Below are 24,552 nucleotides of genomic sequence, written 5' to 3'. Positions count from 1 at the left end.
GGCCTCACCGCTGACTTCGCTGATCGTTCCCTCGCAGAGCGTGGGAACGATCAACAGCAGCCTCGATCACCAAACGCCAATCTGAACGATTTTCTCGGTCTCCGGCTCCCCATAACGAAACCGCTGCCCACGCACATCAATCTCCTGATGGCTGATGGTCGTGCGCCGCTTCAACCCGCGCATCCACTCGAACAGATACCCCGCATGCTCTTCGCGCACCGCCGCATACGCCGGGTCTGCGCCCAGATCCTGCAGCTCCTGCGGATCATTCAACAGATCGAAAAGCTGCGGCCGGAAGCCGTCGTATGCCAGGTATTTCCAGCGCTCGCTGCGCACCATCGTCATCCGGCAACGGTCGATCGGCTGGCCGAGACGCTCACGTGCCGGGGCCTGGAAGGCGTAGTCGTATTCACTGATTGCATAGCGGCGCCAGTCCGCAGTTTCACCGTGCAGCAACGGAATCAGCGAGCGACCTTCAAGCCGATGCTCGGCGCCGGTCACGCCCAGTGCTTCGAGAAAGGTCGGCACGCCATCGATGGTTTCCGCCAGACGTTCATCCACGGTGCCCCGTGTGACATCCGCCGCCGCACGCGGGTCGCGCACGATCAATGGAACCCCCACCGCCTGCTCCAGCAAAAACTCCTTCTCGCCCAGCCAGTGATCGCCCAGAAAGTCGCCGTGATCGCTGGTAAACACGATCAGCGTGTCCTCCCAGCGTCCGTTGCTTTGCAGGAAATCGAACAGCCGGCCCAACTGATCATCGACCTGTTTGACCAGGCCCATGTACGTCGGGATCACGTTCAGTCGTACCGGATCTTTGGAGAAATTCAGGCTTTCCTCATGCTGGCGAAAGGCCTGATAGACCGGGTGGTCGCTTGGAGAGGCATTACGTACCGGTTCGAGAATCGATTTCGTACTGTACAAAGTGTGGTACGGCGCCGGTACGATGTAGGGCCAGTGGGGTTTGATGTAGGACAGGTGTAAAAACCACGGTTTTTCACCTTGCTCACCGATGAAGTCGATGGCTCGATTTGTAGTGTAGACAGTCTCTGAATGTTGCTCGGGAATTCGCGCCGGCAAATGGGCATTGCGCATTTGCCAGCCGCTGAGGATTTCGCCGTTGTCGCCTTCGGCCGCGTTGGCCCAGTCGTGCCAGGGGTTACGCCCTTCGAAACCCTGCTCGCGCAGGTAGTGGGTGTAGGGCGCGGATTCGCGTTTTTCATCGAACAGCGGGTCGTCGGGGAAGATGCCGTCGTGACGCAAGTACGGCTCGAAGCCGACTTCATTGAGCACTTCGGCGCGGGCGCTTTCAGGGTTGATCGCCAACCGCTGCAAGGCATCCACATTGGCCGTGGCGTGGGTCTTGCCGACCAGCGCGGTACGAATGCCGTGAGGGCGCAGGTAATCGCCGATGGTCAGTTCTTCCAGCGGCAGCGGTACGGCATTCCACGCCACCTGATGGCTGCTGACATAACGCCCGGTGTAGGCCGACATCCGCGACGGTCCGCAGATCGTGCCCTGGGTGTAGGCGCGGCTGAAGCGCACGCCGGCGGCGGCCAGGCGATCGATGTTCGGGGTGTGCAGGTGCGGGTGGCCGTAGCAGGACAGGTAATCGCGGCGCAGTTGATCGCACATGATGTACAGCACGTTGCGCACAGGGTTTTGCGGGGTGGGCATGGGGTTCACCAGTCAGAAAGACAGGCGAGGTTTTTCGCTTTCGGCGAGGGTGTTCGGCAAGTGCATTCGGGGAATGGGTTATATGCAGCGAATGCATCGTTGCCCGTGGCGACGCCTTCGCGAGCAAGCCCGCTCTCACATTTGGAACGCGTACTCCTGTGGGAGCGGGCTCGCTCGCGAAGGCGGTGTGTCAGACGGCGAGGTTCGCCAGCGAACACACCTCTTCTTCCACGGCATCAATCGCCTTGATCTGCTCGATCATCGCCTCGGCCAATGGCGACAACCGATACCCGGCGCGGCTGACAATGCCGTAACGGGTGTAGAGCTCCTCGAGATCATCCGCCAACCCTTCGACCTTCAAGCGCACCAGTTCACCCCGGTCCTGGTGCAGCGCATCCGAATAGGTGCCGACGATGCCGATCGCATCGGAGCGCAGCACCACGCCGAGCAGGCTGGCGCTGTTCTCGCACTCTACGTTCGGGACGAAATCCGGCCGGCCACTGAGGTCGACGATGACCTTGCGCAGGTTTGGCGGGCGAATGCTCACGGCCAGTGGATAACTCATCAGTTGCTCTGCCGTGACTCGTTCGAAAGCGCCCAGCGGATGCCCGGCGCGGCAGCAGAAATGCCATTTGCGTGGCCGCAAGCGGTGGGTCAGATAATCCGGATCCGCCTCGAAGTGCCGAGTGTCGGCGACGAAGAATTCGAACTCCTCGCTCAGCAGTCTTTTGCTCAGGCTCTGCCAGTCATCAACCTGGTAATGCACCCGCGCTTTCGAGTATCGGCCGATGAAGCTGCCAATGGCTCGCGGGATTAATCCCGCCGCCGGCGCAGGGCCGCAACCAAAGCGTAATTCCCCCGTCTCCAGTCCGTTGAACTGGCTGATCTCGTTGGCCATCTGTTGCGCGCCGCTGACCAGTCGCCGCGCGTGTTCAAGCAGCACATGGCCCTGTTTGGTCGGTGGTAACTCCTTGCGCCCGCGATCCACCAACTGGCAACCGACGCTGTGCTCCAGCGCCTGAATGCTACGGCTGAACGCCGACTGCGACAGATTCACCGCCTGCGCACCGGCGACGAAGCTGCGTTGTTCGGCAAGGGCGATGAAGTGTCTGAGTTGGCGCAAGTCGATATGCATTTTTCACATAAAAAATATCCGGGAAATGCATTGGATATGCATTAGGTCGACTCCTTATAAAGGCAATCTCTTATGCAGTAAATCTTTGTAAAAACATAAATAAATAACTTAAAAGAATATGCGACACGGAAGATGTCTGTGTGTTTTTTGACCAGGAGCAGTCCCATGAGTCCGTTGAACCTCGCTTCACCGCCGCCGCCACGACGGCTCAAACGCCTGCCTCTGGCCCTGTTGCTGGCGGGGAGTGCCAGTTGGACCCACGGCTACGCCGCTGAGACAGAAACTCCCGCGCCGGCACCGGCAGGCAAGACCGCGAACGCCACTTCGCAACTGGAAACCGTGACCGTCACCACCCGCCGTCGCGAAGAAAGCTCTCAGGACGTGCCGACGCCAATGAGTGTGGTCAGCGGCCAGACGCTGGAGACGCAACGGGTCTACCGAATCCAGGATCTTCAGCAACTGGTGCCCAGCGTCAACGTCGCCTACATGCATGCGCGTCAGTCCAGCGTGTCGATCCGGGGCCTGGGCAACAACCCGGCCAGCGATGGTCTGGAAGGCAGCGTCGGGCTGTACATCGACAACGTTTATCTGGGTCGCCCGGGGATGGCGGTGTTCGACCTGATGGACATCGAACAGCTTGAAGTCCTGCGCGGGCCGCAAGGTACGTTGTTCGGCAAGAACACCACCGCCGGGGTGATCAACATCGGCACCCGCGCCCCGAGTTTCACCCCGGAGCGCAGCATCGAGACGTCGGTCGGCGAGGACGGTTACTTCCAGACCAAGGGCACGCTTTCCGGGCCGCTCAACGATCAGTTGGCCGGACGCATCTCTGCCTATCGCACCCGCAGCGACGGCGACATCAAGAACGAATTCAACGGCCATGACCTGAACGGCGGTTCCCGCGACGGCTTCCGGGCGCAACTGCTGTTCAAGCCCAACGAGAATTTCAACCTGCGCTGGATCGGTGACTACAACGAAGAGGATTCCAGCGCCGGCACCCGCGTGCTGTACAACACCGGGCCGACCATCAATGGCGTCAATCTCTACTCGGCCCGTGCCGCCGCTGCCGGTGCGACGCTGGTCAACGGCTCGCATCGCAAGGTCAATCTGGACAACGACCAGCATGTCTCCGTGCATCAGGGCGGCACATCGGTGGAGGCCAACTGGACCCTGCCGAGCGACTTCACCCTGACCTCGGTCAGTTCCTACCGCTTCTGGAATTTCACCCCGCGCAACGACGATGGCCTCAATGTGCCGGCGACCTACAGCGCCGGGGTGTCGGTGGAGGACAAACAGTATTCCCAGGAATTTCGTCTCGCATCGCCCAAGGGCGAGTTCTTCGATTACGTCCTCGGCGCCTACTATTTCGGCTCGGACCTGGACAACAAATCCTTCGCCTATTACGGCCCGCAGGCGGACATCTGGAACGGCACGCCACGGGGCGCGCTGGCCAACGTCAACAGTGTCGGCCGTGGCCATATCAAGACCGACAGCTTCGCGCTGTTCGCCCAAGGCACCTGGCACCTGACACCGCGTCTGGATTTCACCGCCGGGGTACGTGGCACCTACGAAGAGAAGAACGCCTGGGTCAATCGCGATGCGCCGGTCGGTGGCGCCGCTGTCACGGGTGCCGCAGCCACCGCGCGACGCGGCCGGACCGGCGCCTACGATTCCGGCGATTTGAACCAGTACAGCTCCAGCCCATCCGGATTGCTCAACCTCAGCTATCGCTTTACCGATGATCTGCTCGGCTACGCCACGCTGTCTCACGGCGAAAAATCGGGCGGGGTCAACCTTGTGGTGGGTTCCGCACCAACGGCTGGAGCTGACTCGCTACTGATCGGCACCGAGCGCGCCAACAACGCCGAGCTCGGTTTCAAGAGCACGCTGTGGGATCGCCGTTTGCAGCTCAACGCCAACGTGTTCTGGACTCAGGTCAACGCCTACCAGACCAACGCCTACGACGACGTCAACCGTGTGCAATACCTGACCAACGCCGGCTCGGTGCGCTCGCGCGGGGTCGAGTTCGAAAGCACCTTGATTCCGCTGCGCGGCCTGACGCTGAACTTCAACGGCTCGTACAACGACGTCAGCTATCTCTCTTACAAGGATGCGCCGTGCCCGCCGGAAGTCAGCCAGGCACCGGGTGCTCCGGCCTCGTGCGACCTCAGCGGCCATCAGGTGGTCGGCGCCTCGAAATGGATCGGCAACGCCAACGGCAAGTACGAATGGAATCTGGATAACGGCCTGCAACCTTATGTCACCGGCAGCTACGCATTCCGCTCCAAAGCAGTGGGCACGGTCGAGGATTCCGACTACGGCCAGATCCCGAGCTACGCAGTGGTCAATCTCTCCACCGGCCTGCGCGGCGATTTCAATCAGGGTCAGTGGGACGTCTCGCTGTGGCTGAAAAACGCCTTCGACAAAACCTACTACACGACTCTGTGGACCGGCGGCAACGGCGGCTATGAAGGCCTGCTCGGTACGCCGCGCACCCTCGGCGTCACCGGTCGCTACGACTTCTGAGGCCTTGCGCAGGAAGTCACTGCACTGTCAGACAAAGTTCGCTTTTGCACTTGGAGCTTCGTCCTTCGGCGATTACGAACAAGATTTTCGAATCCTTTCCGGTGGTCGTCAGGGTTACGACACCTTTCGAGTAATCCGAAGTCCAGGAGTCTTTGGGTTGAACGAGATTTTTTGTGCCGCCCTGGAAGACATTGATCGGGGCGGCGGTTTTGTTATGAACCGATACCGAAAGGGCAAGCTGTGACCCCGAGCGAGTCACGCGCCCTTCGATAGGTACGGCGTTGAGTGGGGCGTCGGTCAGCGCCGTGGTATCGGCTTGTGCGACCTGCATGCAGGCCGGAAGCATTAGAAGTAAAAAGCAAATCAGGCGTCTGGTTTTCATGGCGAATCTCCTTGAACAGATCGATAGACCCGGAACATCGTTTTTGTTTATGAGACAAAAGCGAAGGCCTGTCACCTGTCAAACCTGACAGGTGTGGCGTTGTTTTATATGTGTTACCCGATGATGGGTTGTCGCGCATTAACGGCACTTATGTAAATGCCAACTCTGGCGCCAAGCTAGTTATCACCGACGGCAATGATTCCAATGGCCGCTTTAGCGGCACCCTCAGCCAGGGTGGCGTGAGTGACGACATCCGCTGGGGAACTACCACTTCCAGAACAGCACCGACAACCCGATCACAATCGCGGTGCTGGCTCAGAACGGAAATAGCGGTTATCAGATCTGGACGCTGTTTTCGCCCGATCACAACTACGCGAAACTTCGGGCTACCGGCTCCCGCGTGAACTTCGATGGTGAAGTTGTGAACTTGGGTAGGGAGTTTCTTAAGCAATAAGAAATTGCGTCAATCGACGGCCGGGGCATTAAACATGCATCGGCCTTTTTATTTGCCTTTTAAAAAGTCCGTCAACGATCACCTCGTTATGAGTGGTCACTGAATCCCGGGTCATCGATCAATCGATGCCTTGGATGAATACTTTTTATGCCGGGAAAGCATGTCGATTTCGACGAATCGCTGAAAGCCTTGCAGGCCGTGGCTCCGGCGGAAATGACCGGTTCATGTATTCCATAAACGTCTATCCATAACATGAAAGATTACTTTCGGAGATAAGCCACGGGCCCAATGATTGCCCCATCGATCACGCCGTGGGGGATTCAACAAACGGCGAATCGGCTAAGCGAAAAAACGCAAAGAGACCGCAGGGAGTCAATCAATGGGCAATGTTCAGACCGCCGCCAGCGCACAGGAGGTGCTGTGGCGCCAGGCGCCGAGCGGCGAGTTGGTCGATCTCGGCCGGCCCCATCGCGTGCCGTTGGGGCAGCTGCGTTTGCAGCGTGCGCCCAAGGGCATTCTGAGTCGCCGCGAAACGATTCTGCTCGGCGTTCTGGCGCTGGTGGTGCACGGCGCGGTGATCTACTGGATCAACCGGCATCCGACGCCGGCGCTGCCGATCGTGCCGCCGGAAATTCCACCGATGACCATCGAGTTTTCGCGCCCGGCGCCTCCGGCGCCGCCTGTGGTCGAGCCACCGCCGCCGGTGGAAGACGAACTGGCCACCAAGCCGCCACCGAAACCGAAGCCGATTGCCAAACCGAAACCGGTCGCCAAACCCGTACCGAAACCGGCGCCGAAAGCGGTCGAGCAACCACCGGCTCCGCCACAACCGGCCGCTCCGGTCGCCGCGCCCGCGCCACCTGCACCACCGGCGCCTGCTCCGGTGACGCCGGCCTCGGCCAACGCCGCGTACCTGAAGAACCCGGCGCCGGAATATCCGTCGCTGGCCCAGCGTCGCGGTTGGGAAGGCACGGTGTTGCTCCGGGTGCACGTGTTGGCCAACGGCAAACCGGGCGAGATCCAGATTCAGAAAAGCAGTGGCCGGCAACAGCTCGACGACGCGGCGCTGGACGCCGTGAAGCGCTGGAGCTTCGTGCCGGCCAAGCAGGGTGATGTCGCCCGGGACGGCTGGGTCAGCGTACCCATCGATTTCAAGATTCACTAAACCGAAACCAAATTCGCGCGAAATGTTTACACGAGGGAACACATCATGACGTTACTGGCATCTCCACTGGAATCCATCGAAAGCGCGGTGATCTGGCTGCTGGTGGTCTTCTCCGTCGCCACCTGGGGGCTGGCATTGCTCAAGGCGCTGCAGTTCGGCCGGCTGAAGGCGCAGGACCGCAAATTTCACAAGCGCTTCTGGGCGGCGTCGAGTCTGGACTCCGCCGCCGAGTTGAGCGAAGCCCAGCCCGGCGCGGCCGCGCGGGTGGCACAGGCCGGTTATGCGGCGATACAAGTGGGCGAGGCGCCGCAGGCCAATGACCTGAGCCAGGCGATCAACCATCAGGATCGCCTCGAACGTGCCTTGCGCCAGCAGATCGTCCGCGAGCGCCGTTCGCTGGAAACCGGTCTGGCGGTGGTCGCGAGTATTGGCAGCACCTCGCCGTTCATTGGCCTGTTCGGCACGGTGTGGGGAATCATGGAAGCGCTCAAAGGCATCAGCGCGGCGGGCTCGGCGAGCCTGGAAACGGTCGCAGGACCGATCGGGGCGGCGCTGGTCGCCACCGGTGTGGGGATCGCGGTCGCGGTGCCGGCGGTGCTGGTTTACAACTACTTTTTGCGTCGTCTGAAACTGACGGCGGCGGACCTGGACGACTTTGCCCACGACTTCTATAGCCTGGCGCAAAAGAGCGCGTTCCGTGTGCTGATTCACCCGACCGCGCACAAGGCAGCGGCCCAGGGCAATGCAACAAAAGTGAAGGAGGCGTCCTGATATGGCCTTCTCCACGCAAGACAGCGACGAGGTACTGAGCGAGATCAACGTGACGCCGCTGGTGGACGTGATGCTGGTGCTGCTGGTGGTGTTCATCGTCACCGCGCCGCTGCTGACCAACGCGATACCGATCAACCTGCCGAAGACCGAAGCGGTGGCGCCGGTCGAGCAGAAAGACCCGTTGGTGGTGAGCATCGACGGTGCGGGAAAACTGTTTATCAACAAGGACGAAATCCAGCCGGATCTGCTGGAGTTCAACCTCAAATCGGCCAAGGCCAAGGACCCGGAAGTGCGCGTGCAATTGCAGGCGGACGACGGGGTGAATTACGGCGAAGTGGCGCGAGCCATGGCTTCGATTGAGCGGGCAGGCATCACCAAGTTGTCGGTGATCACTGCACGATAAGGGTTTCAGGTTTTTCCGGGGCCGTCTCCTTGGCAGGGTGCGGCCCTTTTTTTGTCTGCAGCTTAATATTCTTTTAAGGTCTTAATAAATAGCTTCTTATTCCTTAACGAATATAAATCCCGTCCCTATACTCGTTCAGGAACAGACACGACGCAGGAGAGCTCCCCATGCGCAACGAATCAATCCGCTATCTGATTGTGCCGGGCTGGCAAGGATCGCCAGAAGATCATTGGCAAACCCACTGGCAGAACAGCCTGCCCAACAGTGCGCGGGTGGAGCAGGCCGACTGGCTGACGCCGCGTCGTGAAGACTGGGTCGCGGCGCTGGCCGAGGCGATTGCCGCCGACAGCTCGCCGGTGATTCTGATCGCGCACAGCCTGGGCTGCATCACCGTGGCGCACTGGGCGGCCACCGCGCCACTGCATCATTTGCGTCAGGTGCGCGGGGCGCTGCTGGTGGCGCCAGCGGATGTCGAGCGCCCGGCGTGCGTGCCGGCACTGCGCAATTTCGCACCGATCCCGAGCGATCTGCTGCCGTTCCCGAGCCAGGTGGTCAGCTCCGACAACGACGCCGCCGTCAGTGCGCCGCGTGCGTTGGAACTGGCGAGCAACTGGGGCGCCGAGGCGGGGATTCTCGCCGGCGCCGGCCATATCAACGTGAAGTCCGGGCATCAACGCTGGGAGCAGGGATTCGCTTATCTGTATCGCCTGCAAAACCGCATGGAACACCACGCCCGGCGCCGTGCCTGACCCAATTTATTTTTTTCAACGCCCCCGTCTCCCGGCGATTTGGGGCGGGAGTCTGCCATGAGTCTTGAAACCTTCGGTCAGCCGTTGCTGACCTTTCCCGATGCGGAAAAAAGTCCCCTGAGCATCCGCGCCAAGGCGCTGGTGTTCGTCGATCCGCGCTCGCGCCAGTTGCGCGAAGAAATGGCCCAACTCGCACCGCGCTCGATTTCGGTGTTGATTCGCGGCGAGACCGGCACCGGCAAGGAATTGCTCGCCCGTCACATTCATCGCGCCAGTGATCGCAGCGGCTTGTTTGTCTCGGTCAATTGCGGGGCGATCAGCCCGACCTACGCCGATGCCGAATTGTTCGGCTACGCCGCCGGCAGCTACAGCGGCTCGGCCAGCAGTCGCGCCGGCTGGTTCGGCTCGGCCAACGGCGGCACCTTGTACCTGGACGAGATCGGCGACCTGCCGCTGCCGATCCAGATCAAGTTGCTTTCCGCGCTGGAAAACCACGAAGTGACCCGCGTCGGCGCTCATCAACCAAGCCCCGTGGACGTGCGTCTGGTCGCCGCGACCAGCATCGATCTGGCGCAAGCGGTGGCGGCGGGGAAATTCCACGAGCGGCTTTATCACTATCTCAGCGAAGGGCATCTGGAACTGCCGGCATTGCGCGCGCGGGTTGGCGACATTTTGTCCTTGGCTGAGTATTTCCTCGGCATCTACAGCCAGCGCCTGGATCTGCCGGTGCCTTTGATCAGCGAAGCGGCGCAGCAGGTGCTCGAACAACACAGCTGGCCGGGCAACACCCGGGAGTTGGAAAACGTCATTCATTTTGCGCTGCTGGTGAGCACCGGCGACGAAATCCTGCCGGAGCACCTGAACCTGCCCGAGGTGTCTGGGCCGCTGGTTCAGATCGAGCGTCAGGTGGCGAGCGTCAGCCTCAACGGCACTGCCGATGAACGTAAGGCATTGAAAGAATGGCTGTTGAGCCTGAGCGAGGCGTTGTAACCCTTTTGTTCAACATGAACAAAATGGAATATGAAGCTGAATAAACGTTATTGTCCGGGAATAAAAAATCCCGGTATTGTCCGCTTCACGCCAGCAGTAGCACATCGCTGGCACACGTATTAATGCCGTCGTCGATGACGACCGTGATTTTCGATAAGGACACTGCATGAAAAAGGTTCTGTTGTTTACCGCATTGGCGGCTGCTCTGACGGCTTCCCTGGCCCAGGCCGGCGAGAAACTGGTGGTGGCCGCGACGCCGGTGCCGCACGCCGAGATCCTCGAATTGATCAAGCCGACCCTCGCCAAAGAAGGCGTGGATCTGGAAATCAAGGTTTTCACCGACTACGTTCAGCCGAACGTACAGGTGGGCGAGAAGCGTCTGGATGCCAACTACTTCCAGACCAAGCCTTACCTGGACAGCTTCAACGCCGGCAAATACAAGGATGACAAGGCCAAGTACCTGGTGACCGTGCAAGGCGTGCACGTTGAACCGTTCGGTGGCTACTCGAGCAAGTACAAGACCCTGGCTGAACTGCCGGACGGCGCCACCATCGCCATTCCGAACGAAGGCAGCAACAGCGGTCGCGCTCTGATCCTGCTGCAGAAGGCTGGCCTGATCGAACTGAAAGATCCGAAGAACGCCCTGGCCACGCCGAAAGACATCGCCAAGAACCCGCACAACTTCAAGTTCAAGGAACTGGAGTCGGCCCTGCTGCCGCGTGTTCTGAAAGAAGTCGACCTGGACATGATCAACACCAACTACGCGCTGGAAGCCAAGTTGAACCCGACCAAGGACGCCCTGGTGATCGAAGGTGCGGATTCGCCTTACGTGAACTTCCTGGTCGCCCGTGAAGACAACAAGGACAGCGACGCCATCAAGAAACTGGCCGCTGCCCTGACCAGCCCTGAAGTCAAAGCGTTCATCGAGAAGAAGTACAACGGCGCGGTATTGCCGGCGTTCTGATCCGACGCAGCAGCACCCCCCTTCAAGGTTGAAAAAAACGCCGATGACCAGCGATGGTCATCGGCGTTTTTTCTGGCGTGTGGATAACTCAGGCAGCGCTGGTTTTCAGCGCCCTGCGCAAGGCCACCAGCCATTTCACGAAATCCTGCGGGTCCGGTCGCTGCGGCACTTTTACGTCCATGTTCTCTTCCTTGTTATGAGTTCGGCCGGGGGAGTCTGGCCAAAAGCTGTTCGTCCTTGGAGGCCTTTTATGAAAAAAAGATCCTTCCTACAGCGAAAGGAAAAATAGCTTTCTTATTCTGTCGGGGCAAACCCGCAGGATAGTTTTTCGCGTGATATCAATATGCTTTAACGGTATTTAAATTCTTTTCCTTATGCCTCCAAAGTCGGTGCCTAATCAGGCCAATTCCACGCCGGCTCATCCAGCACCCTCTGCCCGACGATCCCGGTCTGGCCGAGGGTCTTTTCCAGCACGATGCAATTGCATTCCGGGTCTTCCTGCAACGCCGAAATCAAGCGCCGGGCATGGGACACCACCCACACCTGACACTGCTCCGACACTCGAATGATCAGCCGCGCCAGCGCCGGCAGCAGGTCCGGGTGCAGGCTGGTTTCCGGTTCGTTCAGCACCATCAGCGACGGCGGGCGTGGCGTCAGCAGCGCGGCGACCAGCAGCAGATAGCGCAACGTGCCATCCGACAGTTCCGCTGCCGACAACGGCCGCAACAACCCTTCCTGAAAGAACTCGATGGCGAAGCGTCCGCCCGCCAGCGGCGCGATGTTCAGTCGTGCACCGGGAAAGGCATCGCTGATCGCCGCCTGCAACGCCTCGGGGTCGCCGATCTCGCGGATGGTCTGCAACGCCGCCGCCAGATCCCGCCCATCGTGATGCAGCACTGGCGTGCGCGTGCCCAGTTGCGGCTGGCGCACCGGGGCGTCGGCGTCGCTGCGAAAGTGATCGTAGAAGCGCCAGCGGCGGATGAACTCGCGCATCTGGAACACCTCCGGCGAGGTGCGCAGGCTGCCGACCTGATCGAACAGGCTGTCGAAGTTTGGCGTGTGCTGGGCCATCACGTCCCAGTTGCGTCCGTCGCGGGTACGGATCATCGGCCCGTCGCGATCCACCAGCAGGCTGGCCGGACGATAGAGCGGCCCGGCCCAGATGCATTCCTTTTTGATTTCCGGGTCGAGGGAAAAGTACGAGAGGCTCGGCTCCGGCAATCCCAGGGCGATCGAATAGCTGAAATCTTCCCCGGCAAAGCCCAGGCGCAGGCGTTTGACGCTCTGGCGCACGGTGGACTGGATCGGCACCTCGCCGTTGCGCATGCGCCGGCTGATGGTTTCCGGCCCGGCCCAGAACGTCGAGTCGAGCCCGCCCTCTCGGGCCAGCGCATTGACCACGCCGCCCTGAGCGGTTTCCGCCAGCAGCCGCAGCGCCCGGTACAGGTTGGACTTGCCGCTGCCGTTGGGGCCGGTGATCAGGTTGAGCCGCCGCAGCGGGATTACCAATTTATTGATCGAGCGGTAATTGGCCACCGCGAGGGTCTTGAGCATTGAATCCTCATTGATCGTTCCCACGTTCTGCGTGGGAATGCATCCCGTGACGCTGCGCGTCACAGGCAGACGCAGAGCGTCCGTGGCGGCGTTACCACGCAGCGCGTGGGAACGATCGCCGGGAGTATAAGATTCGCGCACACAGACTCGGAACCCTGTTCTAAGCTCACAGTCGTATCGTCACTTGCACGTTCGTACACAGGAAGGAGTCTGCATGGCGAGTCCCGGATTGAAAACAGTGGTCATGCTCAGTCTGTTCGCTTTATTGAGTGCGTGTGGCGAGAAAGAGGCCCCGGAGGAATACCTGCCCCGGGTCTTCGTGCAGGAGGTGAACCCCGCCAGTTACGCCGCCGCCGTGACCCTCACCGGCGATATTCAGGCACGGGTGCAGACCGAACTGTCGTTCCGGGTCGGCGGCAAGATCATCCAGCGCATGGTCGATGTCGGTGACCGGGTCTCGGCCAGACAAGTGCTGGCCAGACTCGATCCGAAGGATTTGCAGACCAACGTCGATTCCGCCCAGGCCCAGGTAGTGGCCGAGCAGGCGCGGGTCAAACAGAGCGCCGCCGCGTTCGTCCGCCAGCAGAAACTGTTGCCCAAGGGCTACACCAGCCAGAGCGAATACGATTCCGCGCAGGCCGCCTTGCGCAGCAGCCAGAGTGCCTTGAGTGCCGCGCAGGCGCAGTTGGCCAACGCCAAGGATCAACTGAGTTACACCGCGCTGATCGCCGATGCGCCGGGCATCATCACCGAGCGTCAGGCCGAAGTCGGCCAGGTGGTTCAAGCCACGGCACCGATTTTCAGCCTGGCCCGGGACGGTGACCGCGACGCCGTGTTCAACGTTTACGAATCCCTGCTGGCCGAGCGGCCGGCGGAGCGTTCGATCGTCGTCAGCCTGCTCGACAACCCCGCCATCAAGACCACCGGCACCGTGCGCGAAATCACCCCGGCGGTGTCCGCGCAGTCCGGCACGGTGCAGGTCAAGGTCAGCCTCGACAGCCTGCCGCAGGGGATGCAACTGGGCTCGGTGGTGAGCGCCACCGCCAAGGGCACCGGCAAATCGGCGGTTGAATTGCCGTGGTCGGCGCTGACCAAGAACGTCAGCGATCCGGCGGTGTGGATGGTCGACGAAAAAGGGGAAGCGCAGTTGCACAACGTCACCGTCAGCCGCTACCTGATCGGCAAGGTCATCATCAGCGAGGGCCTCAAGGGCGGGGAAAAAGTCATTGTCGCGGGAGGGCAGTTGCTGCATCCGGGCATGAAGGTCGAAATTGCCGAAAACACCTACAAGGATTTGCAACCGGGAGCACAGCCATGAAGCCTCTGGGGCTGTTATCCATTGGCCTGTTGCTGACCGCCTGCTCGAAAAGCGAGCCGCCGGCGGAGCCGGTACGGCCGGTGTTGTCGGTCAAGGTCGAAGCGTTGAGCGAGGAAAACCTCGGGCGTTTCGCCGGCAGCATTCAGGCGCGCTATGAAAGCAACACCGGTTTTCGTGTCGGCGGGCGGATTGCCAGCCGCAACGTCGATGTCGGTACTGAGGTGCAGAAGGGCACGCTGCTCGCTACGCTCGATCCGACCGATCAGCAGAACCAGTTGCGTTCGGCCCAGGGCGACCTGGCCAGGGTTCAGGCACAGCTGATCAACGCCCAGGCCAATGCCCGCCGTCAGCAGGCGCTGTTCGATCGCGGCGTCGGGGCGCAGGCACAACTGGACATTGCCATGACGGATCTGAAGACCACCCAGGCCTCGCTGGATCAGGCACGCGCGGCGGTCAACCAGAGCAAGGATCAACTCGATTACACCCAGCTGCGCTCTGACCACAAGGCGGTGGTCACCGCGTGGAACGCCGAGGCCGGGCAAGTAGTGACGGCGGGCCAGCAGGTGGTGACCCTGGCGCAACCGGACATCAAGGAAGCGGTGATCGATCTGCCGGACACCCTGGTCGATGAGATCCCGTCCGACGTGGTGTTTCTGGTGGCCGGGCAGCTCGACCCGAGCATCAACACCACGGCCACCCTGCGCGAGATCGAACCGCAGGCACAAAGTGCGACGCGCACCCGGCGTGCACGGCTGACCCTGGCCAACACGCCCGACGGCTTCCGCCTCGGCACCGCGATCAGCGTCACCCTGAGTTCGGCGATCAAGCCGCGTATCGAATTGCCAGCCACGGCGTTGCAGGAGGTCGACGGCAAACAGCGGATCTGGGTCATCGACCCCCAAAGCAAAACCGTCAACCCGCGCGACGTCAGTGTGATCAGCCGCACCGCCAGCAGCGTGGTGCTCGCGGGGGGCGTGAAGAACGGCGAGCGCGTGGTCAGCGCCGGCGTCAACAGTCTCAAACCCGGACAATCCGTGAAACTTGACGAGGACAGTCAATGAAAGGCTCTTTCAATCTCTCCGAATGGGCCCTCAAGCATCAGTCTTTCGTCTGGTATCTGATGTTCGTCGCATTGCTCATGGGGGTGTTTTCCTACTTCAATCTGGGGCGCGAGGAAGACCCGTCGTTCACCATCAAGACCATGGTGATCCAGACCAGATGGCCAGGCGCGACCCAGGAGGAAACCCTCAAGCAGGTCACCGACCGCATCGAGAAAAAACTCGAAGAACTCGATTCCCTCGACTACGTAAAAAGCTACACGCGCCCCGGCGAATCGACGGTGTACGTGTACCTGCGCGACACCACCAGCGCCAAGGACATTCCGGAAATCTGGTACCAGGTGCGCAAGAAGATCGACGATATTCGCGGGCAGTTTCCCCAAGGCATTCAGGGGCCGGGATTCAACGACGAATTCGGTGACGTGTTCGGCTCGGTGTACGCCTTCACCGCCGACGGCCTGACCATGCGCCAGTTGCGCGATTACGTGGAACAGGCGCGGGCCGAGATCCGCAATGTGCCGGGGCTGGGCAAAATCGAAATGATCGGCCAGCAGGACGAAGTGATTTACCTGAACTTCTCCACCCGCAAACTGGCGGCGCTGGGCATCGATCAGCGCCAGGTGGTGCAGAGCCTGCAATCGCAGAACGCCGTGACCCCGGCCGGTGTCATCGAGGCGGGGCCCGAGCGGATCTCCGTGCGGACTTCGGGGCAGTTCGCTTCGGAGAAAGACCTGGCCGAGGTCAATCTCAAACTCAACGACCGCTTCTATCGCCTGGCCGACGTGGCCGACATCACTCGTGGTTACGTCGACCCGGCCACACCGGAATTTCGCTTTGACGGCAAGCCGGCGATCGGTCTGGCGATTGCCATGCAGAAGGGCGGCAACGTCCAGGAGTTCGGCAAGGCCCTGCACAAACGCATCGATGAGCTGATCGCGGATCTGCCGGTCGGCGTGGGTGTGCACACGGTGTCCGATCAGGCGGTGGTGGTGGAGGAGGCTGTCGGCGGATTCACCAGTGCGTTGTTCGAAGCGGTGGTGATCGTGCTGGTGGTCAGCTTCATCAGCCTCGGCGTACGTGCCGGGCTGGTGGTGGCGTGTTCGATCCCGCTGGTGCTGGCGATGGTGTTCGTGTTCATGGAATACAGCGGCATCACCATGCAGCGGATTTCCCTCGGCGCTCTGATCATTGCCCTCGGCCTGCTGGTGGACGATGCGATGATCACCGTGGAGATGATGGTCACGCGCCTGGAAATGGGCGAGAGCAAGGAGGAGGCTGCGACGTTCGCCTACACCTCGACCGCGTTCCCGATGCTCACCGGTACCCTGGTGACGGTCGCCGGTTTCGTCCCCATCGGCCTCAACGCCAGTTCTGCCGGCGAGTACACCTACACGCTGTTTGCGGTGATTGCCGTGGCGATGATCGTGTCGTGGATTGTGGCAGTGTTCTTCGCCCCGGTGATTGGCGTACATATTCTGAGCACCAACGTCAAATCCCATGAGGCCGAACCTGGGCGCGTTGGCCGAGCGTTCAACGGCGGTCTGCTGTGGTGCATGCGCAATCGCTGGTGGACCATCGGCATCACGGTGTTGCTGTTTGTGCTGGCGGTGTTCTGCATGCGCTTTGTACAGAATCAGTTCTTCCCGTCCTCGGATCGGCCGGAAATCCTGGTTGACCTCAACCTGCCGCAAAACGCCTCGATCGACGAAACCCGCAAGGCCGTCGACAAACTCGAGGCCACGCTCAAGGGCGATGCGGACATCGTGCGCTGGAGCACCTATATCGGTCAGGGTGCGATCCGTTTCTACCTGCCACTCGACCAGCAATTGCAGAACCCGTACTACGCGCAACTGGTGATCGTCAGCAAAGACTTCGAAGCCCGCGAGGCCCTGAGTCAGCGCCTGCGCGAACGTCTGCACAAGGACTTCGTCGGCATCGGCAGTTACGTCCAGGCGCTGGAAATGGGCCCGCCGGTGGGGCGCCCGATCCAGTACCGGATCAGCGGCAAGGACATCGACCAGGTGCGCAAGCACGCCATCGACCTGGCGACTGAACTGGACAAGAATCCGCACATCGGCGAGATCATTTACGACTGGAACGAGCCGGGCAAAGTCCTGCGTATCGACATTGCCCAGGACAAGGCGCGCCAGCTCGGGCTGTCCTCCGAAGACGTGGCGAACCTGATGAACAGCATCGTCAGTGGCGCGCCGCTGACCCAGGTCAACGACGACATCTACCTGATCAACGTGGTCGGTCGCGCGGTGAGTTCGGAACGCGGTACGCCGGAAACCCTGCAGAACCTGCAGATCGTCACACCCAACGGCACGTCGATTCCACTGCTGGCCTTCGCCACGGTTCGTTATGAGCTGGAGCAGCCGCTGGTGTGGCGTCGTGACCGCCTGCCGACCATCACTATCAAGGCGTCGGTGCGGGACGAGATTCAACCGACCGATCTGGTGAAAATCCTCAAGCCGTCCATTGATGCCTTCGCCGAAAAACTGCCCGTGGGCTACAAGGTCGCCACCGGCGGTACGGTCGAGGAAAGTGGCAAGGCGCAGGGGCCGATTGCCAAAGTGTTGCCGCTGATGCTGTTCCTGATGGCCACCTTCCTGATGATCCAGCTGCACAGTGTGCAGAAGCTGTTTCTGGTGGCCAGTGTCGCGCCGCTGGGGTTGATCGGTGTGGTGCTGGCGCTGGTGCCGACCGGAACGCCGATGGGCTTCGTGGCGATCCTCGGGATTCTGGCGTTGATCGGCATCATCATCCGCAACTCGGTGATCCTTGTGACCCAGATCGACGAGTTCGAGCGCAAAGGTTATGCGCCGTGGGATGCGGTGGTGGAGGCCTCCGAGCACCGGCGTCGTCCGATCCTGCTGACGGCCGCGGCGGCGAGCATGGGCATGATCCCGATCGCCCGCGAAGTGTTCTGGGGGCCGATGGCCTACGCGATGATCGGCGGGATCGTGATTGCGACCCTGCTGACGCTGCTTTTCCTGCCGGCGCTGTATGTGGCCTGGTACAAGATTCGCGAGCCGAAGAAGGACGCTTCGACATCGGCACATTAAGCAGGCTTGTTACATATTTGCGAAGGGTCTGACTTACAGCGTCGGCGTATTCAGTTAACGTCCCTTCTCCTTTGGGAGAGGGGACGTCCGATGTCTATTGTTATCTGCTGGCTGCGTGCTTCGCTGCTGATCGCGGGTTTATGCCTGTCGTCCCTGTCATGGGCCGACACGCTATTGGAAAACTCACAGTGGCGCGTGCAACTCGACCCGGCAACGCTGGCTGTCCATATCACCCCTGCGGGCCGTGAGACGGTGCAGGCATCGACGGGGATTGCCCCGCACAAAGTCAGTCAGTTGAGCAAACGCAACAACCGCATCGACTGGCAGTGGGATGACGGAGCCTGGACCCTCAGCGCCACACTCGATCAACGTGATCTGTCCTTTTCGATCACGGCGCGTGAGCCCGCAGAGCTGGAATTTCTGCGTCAGTCCCCCAGCGCGATGGGCAAGGCGCTGATCTGGCCTCTGGCCGAGGGGCACTACGTGCCGCGTGGCGATCCGGTGTGGCAGGCCTTTCTGTTGAGTCAGGGGGCATTCAATACCACTCAGGATCTGAGTTTGCCGCTCTGGGGTGTCGAACATGACGGATTCAGCCTGCATTGGCTGATGACCAATCCGTACAACAATCGGCTGCTGTTCAGTGACGAGGGCAAGGCCCTGGCATTGTCCGCCCGGCATCGTTTCACCCCGCTCGATCCGTCGACGCCAATGACATTCACCCTGTTTCTCGGGGCGGCCGACCCCTTGGCTGGCGCCAAACGCTACCGGCAGTGGCTGATCGATAACGGTCGCCATGAAACCTTGAACAGCAAACTCGAAAAAACACCTGAGGCGAAGCGGCTGTTGGGCGCCAGTCATCTGTACCTATGGGGCAATGACCTGCTGGGGGCCAAAGATGTGCGCAGTTGGCCCGCGTTGCTCGACACCTTGCGCGGTGGTGGCTCACTGGCCAGTGGGCTGAAAACGGGAATGGATCGTGAGGCGTTGCAGATCCTTGCCACCGGCAGGGAGTTAGACGGCTATCAGAAAAAAGTGCTTTTGCGCGGTCTCAACCACGCCCTGAATACCTTGGCCCGCCAGACCTGGCAGGCCCGGGCCGTGCCGAACATGCAGGCGCTGGTCAGCGGTTACGCTGATGTAAGAGCTCAAGTGGCAGCCGACCTCGGTGAGGCGCTGACGATCGAACCCGAGCGCTGGGGCAGCACCTTGTCGCTGGATACGATCAAGCAATTACAGAGCGCCGGGCTGTCCCGTTTGTGGTTGGGACTGGGTGAGGGTTGGGAGGGCGGACTCTGGCACCCCGAGACGATCAGGGCAGGCGTGGCGGCGGGTTATCTGATCGCGCCTTACGATTCCTATGAGACGGCACTGAGTCGTAGCGAGAATCCTGACTGGACCACCGCGCATCTGGGGGACAGGGCAAATCTCGAGTGCGCAATCGTGAAGAGCGACGGAACGCTGAAAAGCGGCTTCCAGCAATCGGGGCATTACACCGATCCCCGTTGTGTGCGACCGCTGCTCGAGCAACGGGTCGTTGCCATTCGGGAGGCCGCCGGTTTCAACAGTTGGTTTCTCGATGCCTATGCCACCGGCATGCTGTTCGACAGCTATCGTCCCGGAGCAACGATGACCCAGGCCCAGAATGCCGAAGGCAATATCGGAGCGTCACGCTGGATCAACGAAGTGCTGAAACTGCCCGCCGGTTCGGAGGATGGCAACGCAACGACCGCGCAAGGCGTGTTGTTCGCCCATGGCATGCAGACCCCGGTGATCGGTTGGGGTGACGTCGAAATGACCAGGAACCCCGAATCCAGGTACTTTGCAGGCAAGTGGTATCCGCCGGAGCAGCCAGAGATTTTCTTCAAACCTGTGCCGGTCAAAGAGTCGTTGCGGCGTATTCACTTTGATCCGGCCAACCGTTTGCCGTTGTATCAGTCGGTGTTCCATGGTTCGGTCATCACGTCCCACCATTGGCTGTTCGATAGTCTCAAACTGACCAATGTACGGGCGGACAACGAACTCGCGCAGTTGCTCTACAACGTTGCGCCGCTGTATCACCTCAGTGCTGACACGCTTGGGCAGCGATTGCCGCAGATTGCCCGTCAGGCTGCGTTCTTCCGGCCTTTGCATGAACGTCTGGCGACCCAGTCGCTCACCGGTTTCAAATGGTTGAGCGCGGACCGGCTGGTTCAGCAGACATCCTTTGAAGACGGCACGCGATTGCTGGCCAACTTTGATACGCAGGCGCGTGAAGTACAGGGGCAGACGCTGCCCGGACGGAGTCTCACGGTGCGTTCACCCGCAAGTGCGCCGATCCGGTTTCAGGTTGAGGCGAAGCCCTGAGTTTCAGATTTTGCGCCAGACACTCGCCAGCCACGGCTGCTGCTCCCGCGGCAGCCCTGCCGGGCGGTAGTAATGCTCCAGCTCCACGAACCCTGCCGCCGTCAGCAATCCGCGCCATGCCTCCAGATCGTGGTACGAGCCATAACGTGGTCCGTTCCAGCCTTCACGGTTGTCCCCACGCGGATTTGAGCTGAACAGCACGCCACCCGGTTTCAGTGTCCCGTGTAACTGCTGCAGAACCCGTGGCAATTCCTGCAGCGGCACATGAAACAGCACCGCGTTGGCGAAGATCCCGTCGAAGCGTTCTGCCGGCAGATCCAGTTTCAGAAAGTCCTGACACCACACCTCGCAACCACTGTCCTCGCGAGCCATCTGCGCGAACTTTTCCGCGCCGTCGAGGCCGACGGCGAGGTGTCCCATCCGGGTAAACGTCTGGAGATCCCGCCCCGGTCCGCAGCCGAAATCGAGGATGGAAAACGGCGCCGCCCCCTGGATGTGCCGCAACAGGGCGTCGATGTTCTGACTGACATCGTGATCGCGGGTGCCTTCACGAAAGTCCTCGGCCACCGCGTTGTAGTGGCCGAGGGTGGTGGAGGTGATCTGTTCAAGATCGGTCGGGGTCTGTTTCATGGTCGGACTGCGGTGGCATTTGGGGTTTGGCGAATATACGCCATACAGGAACAGGCTGGCGTGCAGGCAATAATCCTGTACCGCACGGAACGCTTCCAAAGCGGATGAAATAGCGCCTGTGCGACAGATGATTGTCGCGACGCCGCCCCCTCTCGGGCGACCTCTTCAAAAGCAGGATTTCTTATGGTCATCGGTCGCAAGCCCCACGTCACGCCATCACACGCCCACTTTGCGCCGGATGCCATGCAGCCCCGTACGCGTTCAGGCGACTCCGTTTCGATCGACGTCCCGACAATCAAGGTTGAGCGAACTGCTCTTGCGCTGGAAAAAGATCCGGCTATGCCGGTTTCTGCTGATGCCGGGGTCACGATTACCGGGTTACCTCTGGCGGAAAACACGTCTATCCGGTCTGTCGTGATGGCGCTTGAAAACTATCGCCTCAGACTGCCGAGCAGCCTTCCGGCTGCCGATGCCCAGGGCATCAGGCGTTTCAAGGGCCGTGAGTTCGTCGATATCGCCCCGGGTGAAATCGTGCAGGTCCGGCAGGACGTGGCAACCGGTGAATACCGTGCGACGCTCCCGTCCGAACAGTCCGCCTCTGGGCCGAGTCTGGTGCTTGATCAGCGGACGATGATCTGGACAACCGAACCACTGTCGATTCTGGCTGACATCGGCGACGGCATGAGCACCCGATCCGATCCCGAGCTGATCGGCCTCAAGCCTTCAATCGACTGGGATGCGACAGCTGCGCAGAGGAGCCTTTACGAAGGCCTGGATGACCGGTTCGAGCGTCAAGCCTCCCGAACCGTGACGATCGTTGCGCGTGGGCTGAGCCAGTTTGAACCCCGGCATGCAGCCATCCTGCGTGCCGAGTTGATCGCCACGCACCAGATATTTTCCGATGCGGGCAATGGGCTCGCGGCGAACTACGTCGAGGCCGGAGGCATTTTTCAGGGGTTTTTCGGTATTCATCATGAATTCATCAGGGTGAAGCTCGCCGCTTGCCTGTCGCGAGGCGAGGCGTTGTCGAAGGAGTATCAGGGGCCTTGGGGGATGGACAAGTTCGTGGGGGTGGAGTTTGACCAGGATCGCAGGGCCTGGGTGTATCAGTTCGATTTTCATGGCCGTTTATTCATCAGTCTGAACCACCTGCAAACCGGGGATTTTGCGGCCGTTCTGGGTCATGAAATGCTGCACACCAACAGGGTCAACCGGTTCAAGAGCGTTGGGCCAGGCGCGCTGGATTTCTTTTATCTGGATGCGCGCATGGGCAAGGCTCTGGGGCGTCCTGTACCTGTTTACGACCTGGCCGAGCGAGGTGTCTCCGAAGTCATCATGCAGGGCGGCATGACGGTGGCGTACCTGGAGGGCTTCACAAGTGACCACAGCCGTTTCACAGCCGGAGTCAGAGAGGCTCTGGGACTGTCGGGCAAGCTGGAAGTCCAGACGGCCGTCGACTTGTTCAATGCCTACCCGGCCGTCCGGACATCGCTGGCCTCAAACAATGCCGACAGCATTATCTACGCCGCCACGAGTCTGCAGGCTCTGCATCTGACCAGAATCGCAGACAGCCGGCTGCTTGAAAGCCTGTTGAGCCGTTGATGATTTCAGCGCTTGTTCAGCCCTCGCGCCAGACGGTCGCCGCCCAGCTGAATCACCGCCACCAGCGCCACCAGCAGCACGATCACGGTCAGCATGATCTGGCTGTCGAAGCGCTGATAGCCGTAGCGGTAAGCGATGTCACCCAGACCGCCGGCGCCAATCGCCCCGGCCATGGCCGATGAGTTGATCATCGTCACCAGCGTAATGGTGAACCCGCCGACAATCCCTGGCAGCGCTTCGGGCAACAGCACGTGCCAGACGATATGCCAGCGTCGGCAACCCATGGCTTGCGCGGCTTCGATCAAACCGTGGTCCACCTCGCGCAGGCTCACTTCGGCGATCCGCGCAAAAAACGGCGTGGCCGCGATGGTCAGCGGCACAACGGCGGCCCATACGCCGTAGGTGGTGCCGACGATCAGCCGGGTGAACGGAATCAGCGCGACCATCAGGATCAGAAACGGAATCGAGCGAAACAGGTTCACGAACGCACCCAGGGCGCGATTGAGCACTGGTGCCTCGTAGATCCCGCCCTTGTCGCTGGTGACCAGAATCACTGCCATCGGAATACCCGCCAGCAGTGCGATCAGCGACGACACGCCGACCATCAGAAACGTGTCGATGAAACCTTGCAGCAAGCGATCAAACCACATAACCCAGCACCTCCGTGCGTTGTGCCCACAGGCTGGCGCGCTCGCGCAATTGCTCGGCATTCAGCTGCGAACCTGCGACCGCCAGCAGCAGTTGCCCGAGCGCGTGGCCCTGAATCCGTTCCACGCCGCCGTGGAGCAATTTCACCCGGCCACCGAGCGCGGCGAACAGCGCGGCCAGATCCGGTTCGTCCTGTTGGCTGCCGGTGAACTGCAAGCGCAGCACCACGGCGGCGTCCGCCGACAAAGGCTGTGCCTGCAAACGGCTCTGCAATTCTTCGGGCAAGGCATGTTGCAGCGGCGCAAGCAACGTCTGGCTGACCTCGTGTTGCGGATTGCCGAACACTTCCCAGACCGGGCCCTGTTCAACGATGCGGCCATGTTCGAGCACGACGACGCGGTCGCAGATTTCCCGGATCACCGCCATCTCGTGAGTGATCAGCACGATGGTCAGGCCCAGGCGTTTGTTGATCTCGCGCAGCAGGCCGAGGATCGACTGGGTGGTTTCCGGATCCAGCGCCGAAGTGGCTTCGTCACACAGCAGAATGTCCGGGTCATGCACCAGCGCGCGGGCGATGCCGACACGCTGTTTCTGCCCGCCGGACAGCTGCGCCGGATACGCCTTGTGCTTGGCTTGCAGGCCCACCAGCTCCAGCAGTTCGCGAACCTTGTTTTCCCGCTGTTCCTTCGGGACGCCGGCGACTTTCAGCGGCAGCTCGACGTTCTGCCACACCGTTTTCGCCGACATCAGGTTGAAGTGCTGGAAGATCATGCCGATCCGCCGGCGCAGGGCGACGAGGCGATCCTCGTCGTACTCGCCGATGTCCACCTGATCGATCAGCACCCGGCCCGAGGTCGGTTGTTCGAGGCGGTTGATGGTGCGGATCAGCGACGACTTGCCGGCGCCGCTGCGGCCGATGATGCCGAACACTTCACCGCGCTGGATCGCCAGGTCGATGCCTTGCAGCGCCGCGACCGGGCCTTGCTTGCCGGCGTAGGTCTTACCGAGCCCGACGAAGCGCACATGAGCGCGGTTCAGTTCCGGATGCAATTCGGTGCGCTGTGCCAGCGCGAGTGGCTCTGGAAGATCCAGTCGCCGTTGGATAGCTACCGTCATCC

At 61.0% G+C, this 24,552-nt stretch carries 19 protein-coding genes; 12 read left to right on the top strand and 7 right to left on the bottom strand.

What is annotated here, in order from left to right; translation table 11 throughout:
• Positions 1–66: 66 nt before the first annotated feature.
• Complete coding sequence (locus ACKJSM_RS16055; RefSeq protein ID WP_410238245.1) at positions 67–1,677, bottom strand: alkaline phosphatase family protein; 1,611 nt, start codon at positions 1,675–1,677, stop codon at positions 67–69.
• Positions 1,678–1,867: 190 nt separating this feature from the next.
• Positions 1,868–2,812, bottom strand: coding sequence for a LysR family transcriptional regulator (locus tag ACKJSM_RS16050; RefSeq protein WP_410238244.1), 945 nt, complete (start codon positions 2,810–2,812; stop codon positions 1,868–1,870).
• A gap of 165 nt (positions 2,813–2,977) precedes the next feature.
• On the opposite strand from ACKJSM_RS16050, the gene ACKJSM_RS16045 reads away from it, so the two are divergent.
• Entirely contained in the window at positions 2,978–5,338 is a 2,361-nt protein-coding gene (locus tag ACKJSM_RS16045) for a TonB-dependent receptor (protein WP_410238243.1), read from the top strand.
• A gap of 16 nt (positions 5,339–5,354) precedes the next feature.
• Here ACKJSM_RS16045 and ACKJSM_RS16040 read toward each other — a convergent pair whose 3' ends face one another.
• A complete protein-coding gene (locus tag ACKJSM_RS16040) occupies positions 5,355–5,720 on the bottom strand; it encodes a hypothetical protein (protein WP_410238242.1) in 366 nt (121 codons plus the stop codon).
• Positions 5,721–6,553: 833 nt separating this feature from the next.
• Here ACKJSM_RS16040 and ACKJSM_RS16035 point away from each other — a divergent pair.
• From ACKJSM_RS16035 to ACKJSM_RS16010, 6 genes are all read left to right on the top strand, one after another.
• Positions 6,554–7,339, top strand: a complete 786-nt coding sequence (locus ACKJSM_RS16035) for an energy transducer TonB (RefSeq protein WP_410238241.1) — start codon at positions 6,554–6,556, stop codon at positions 7,337–7,339.
• A gap of 45 nt (positions 7,340–7,384) precedes the next feature.
• Positions 7,385–8,110 (top strand): MotA/TolQ/ExbB proton channel family protein, encoded by a 726-nt coding sequence (locus ACKJSM_RS16030; protein ID WP_410238240.1) that lies wholly within the window; start codon positions 7,385–7,387, stop codon positions 8,108–8,110.
• Position 8,111: 1 nt separating this feature from the next.
• On the top strand, positions 8,112–8,513 hold the full coding sequence (locus tag ACKJSM_RS16025; RefSeq protein ID WP_003220570.1) for an ExbD/TolR family protein: 402 nt from the start codon (positions 8,112–8,114) through the stop codon (positions 8,511–8,513).
• A 167-nt stretch (positions 8,514–8,680) separates the two neighbouring features.
• Entirely contained in the window at positions 8,681–9,262 is a 582-nt protein-coding gene (locus tag ACKJSM_RS16020) for an alpha/beta hydrolase (protein WP_410238239.1), read from the top strand.
• Between the two features lie 57 nt (positions 9,263–9,319).
• Positions 9,320–10,252 carry a sigma 54-interacting transcriptional regulator gene (locus ACKJSM_RS16015; RefSeq protein ID WP_410238238.1) on the top strand — a complete coding sequence of 311 codons (933 nt, stop codon included), beginning with the start codon at positions 9,320–9,322 and terminating at the stop codon, positions 10,250–10,252.
• A 166-nt stretch (positions 10,253–10,418) separates the two neighbouring features.
• A complete protein-coding gene (locus ACKJSM_RS16010; RefSeq protein ID WP_236181372.1) occupies positions 10,419–11,216 on the top strand; it encodes a MetQ/NlpA family ABC transporter substrate-binding protein in 798 nt (265 codons plus the stop codon).
• Positions 11,217–11,609: 393 nt separating this feature from the next.
• Here ACKJSM_RS16010 and ACKJSM_RS16005 read toward each other — a convergent pair whose 3' ends face one another.
• A complete protein-coding gene (locus ACKJSM_RS16005; RefSeq protein ID WP_410238237.1) occupies positions 11,610–12,770 on the bottom strand; it encodes an AAA family ATPase in 1,161 nt (386 codons plus the stop codon).
• A 214-nt stretch (positions 12,771–12,984) separates the two neighbouring features.
• Between ACKJSM_RS16005 and ACKJSM_RS16000 the strand changes: the two genes are divergently transcribed.
• The 4 genes from ACKJSM_RS16000 to ACKJSM_RS15985 all read left to right on the top strand — a co-directional run bounded on the left by ACKJSM_RS16000 (position 12,985) and on the right by ACKJSM_RS15985 (position 20,554).
• Positions 12,985–14,088 (top strand): efflux RND transporter periplasmic adaptor subunit, encoded by a 1,104-nt coding sequence (locus ACKJSM_RS16000; protein WP_410238236.1) that lies wholly within the window; start codon positions 12,985–12,987, stop codon positions 14,086–14,088.
• Complete coding sequence (locus ACKJSM_RS15995) at positions 14,085–15,149, top strand: efflux RND transporter periplasmic adaptor subunit (protein ID WP_410238235.1); 1,065 nt, start codon at positions 14,085–14,087, stop codon at positions 15,147–15,149. Before ACKJSM_RS16000 ends, ACKJSM_RS15995 begins: the two co-directional genes overlap by 4 nt.
• The gene (locus tag ACKJSM_RS15990; RefSeq protein ID WP_410238234.1) at positions 15,146–18,211 is read left to right on the top strand and encodes an efflux RND transporter permease subunit; all 3,066 of its coding nucleotides are present in this window, start codon (positions 15,146–15,148) and stop codon (positions 18,209–18,211) included. The genes ACKJSM_RS15995 and ACKJSM_RS15990 overlap by 4 nt, the downstream gene beginning before the upstream one ends.
• 90 nt (positions 18,212–18,301) lie before the next feature.
• Positions 18,302–20,554 carry a glycoside hydrolase gene (locus ACKJSM_RS15985; RefSeq protein ID WP_410238233.1) on the top strand — a complete coding sequence of 751 codons (2,253 nt, stop codon included), beginning with the start codon at positions 18,302–18,304 and terminating at the stop codon, positions 20,552–20,554.
• Positions 20,555–20,557: 3 nt separating this feature from the next.
• Here the strand turns inward: ACKJSM_RS15985 and ACKJSM_RS15980 are convergent, their stop codons facing one another.
• Positions 20,558–21,184, bottom strand: coding sequence for a class I SAM-dependent methyltransferase (locus ACKJSM_RS15980; RefSeq protein WP_410238232.1), 627 nt, complete (start codon positions 21,182–21,184; stop codon positions 20,558–20,560).
• A gap of 183 nt (positions 21,185–21,367) precedes the next feature.
• Between ACKJSM_RS15980 and ACKJSM_RS15975 the strand changes: the two genes are divergently transcribed.
• Positions 21,368–22,786 (top strand): hypothetical protein, encoded by a 1,419-nt coding sequence (locus tag ACKJSM_RS15975; protein WP_410238231.1) that lies wholly within the window; start codon positions 21,368–21,370, stop codon positions 22,784–22,786.
• A 5-nt stretch (positions 22,787–22,791) separates the two neighbouring features.
• On the opposite strand, the gene ACKJSM_RS15970 is transcribed toward ACKJSM_RS15975, so the two are convergent.
• Together ACKJSM_RS15970 and ACKJSM_RS15965 are read right to left on the bottom strand one after the other, a co-directional pair.
• Positions 22,792–23,436 (bottom strand): methionine ABC transporter permease, encoded by a 645-nt coding sequence (locus tag ACKJSM_RS15970; protein ID WP_065261159.1) that lies wholly within the window; start codon positions 23,434–23,436, stop codon positions 22,792–22,794.
• On the bottom strand, positions 23,426–24,550 hold the full coding sequence (locus ACKJSM_RS15965; RefSeq protein ID WP_410238230.1) for a methionine ABC transporter ATP-binding protein: 1,125 nt from the start codon (positions 24,548–24,550) through the stop codon (positions 23,426–23,428). The genes ACKJSM_RS15970 and ACKJSM_RS15965 overlap by 11 nt, the downstream gene beginning before the upstream one ends.
• Positions 24,551–24,552 lie beyond the last annotated feature (2 nt).

This window comes from Pseudomonas sp. PHC1 (assembly GCF_046487845.1).
GTDB classification, from domain to species: domain Bacteria; phylum Pseudomonadota; class Gammaproteobacteria; order Pseudomonadales; family Pseudomonadaceae; genus Aquipseudomonas; species Aquipseudomonas sputi.
This window is presented reverse-complemented; position numbering and strand designations above follow the sequence as displayed.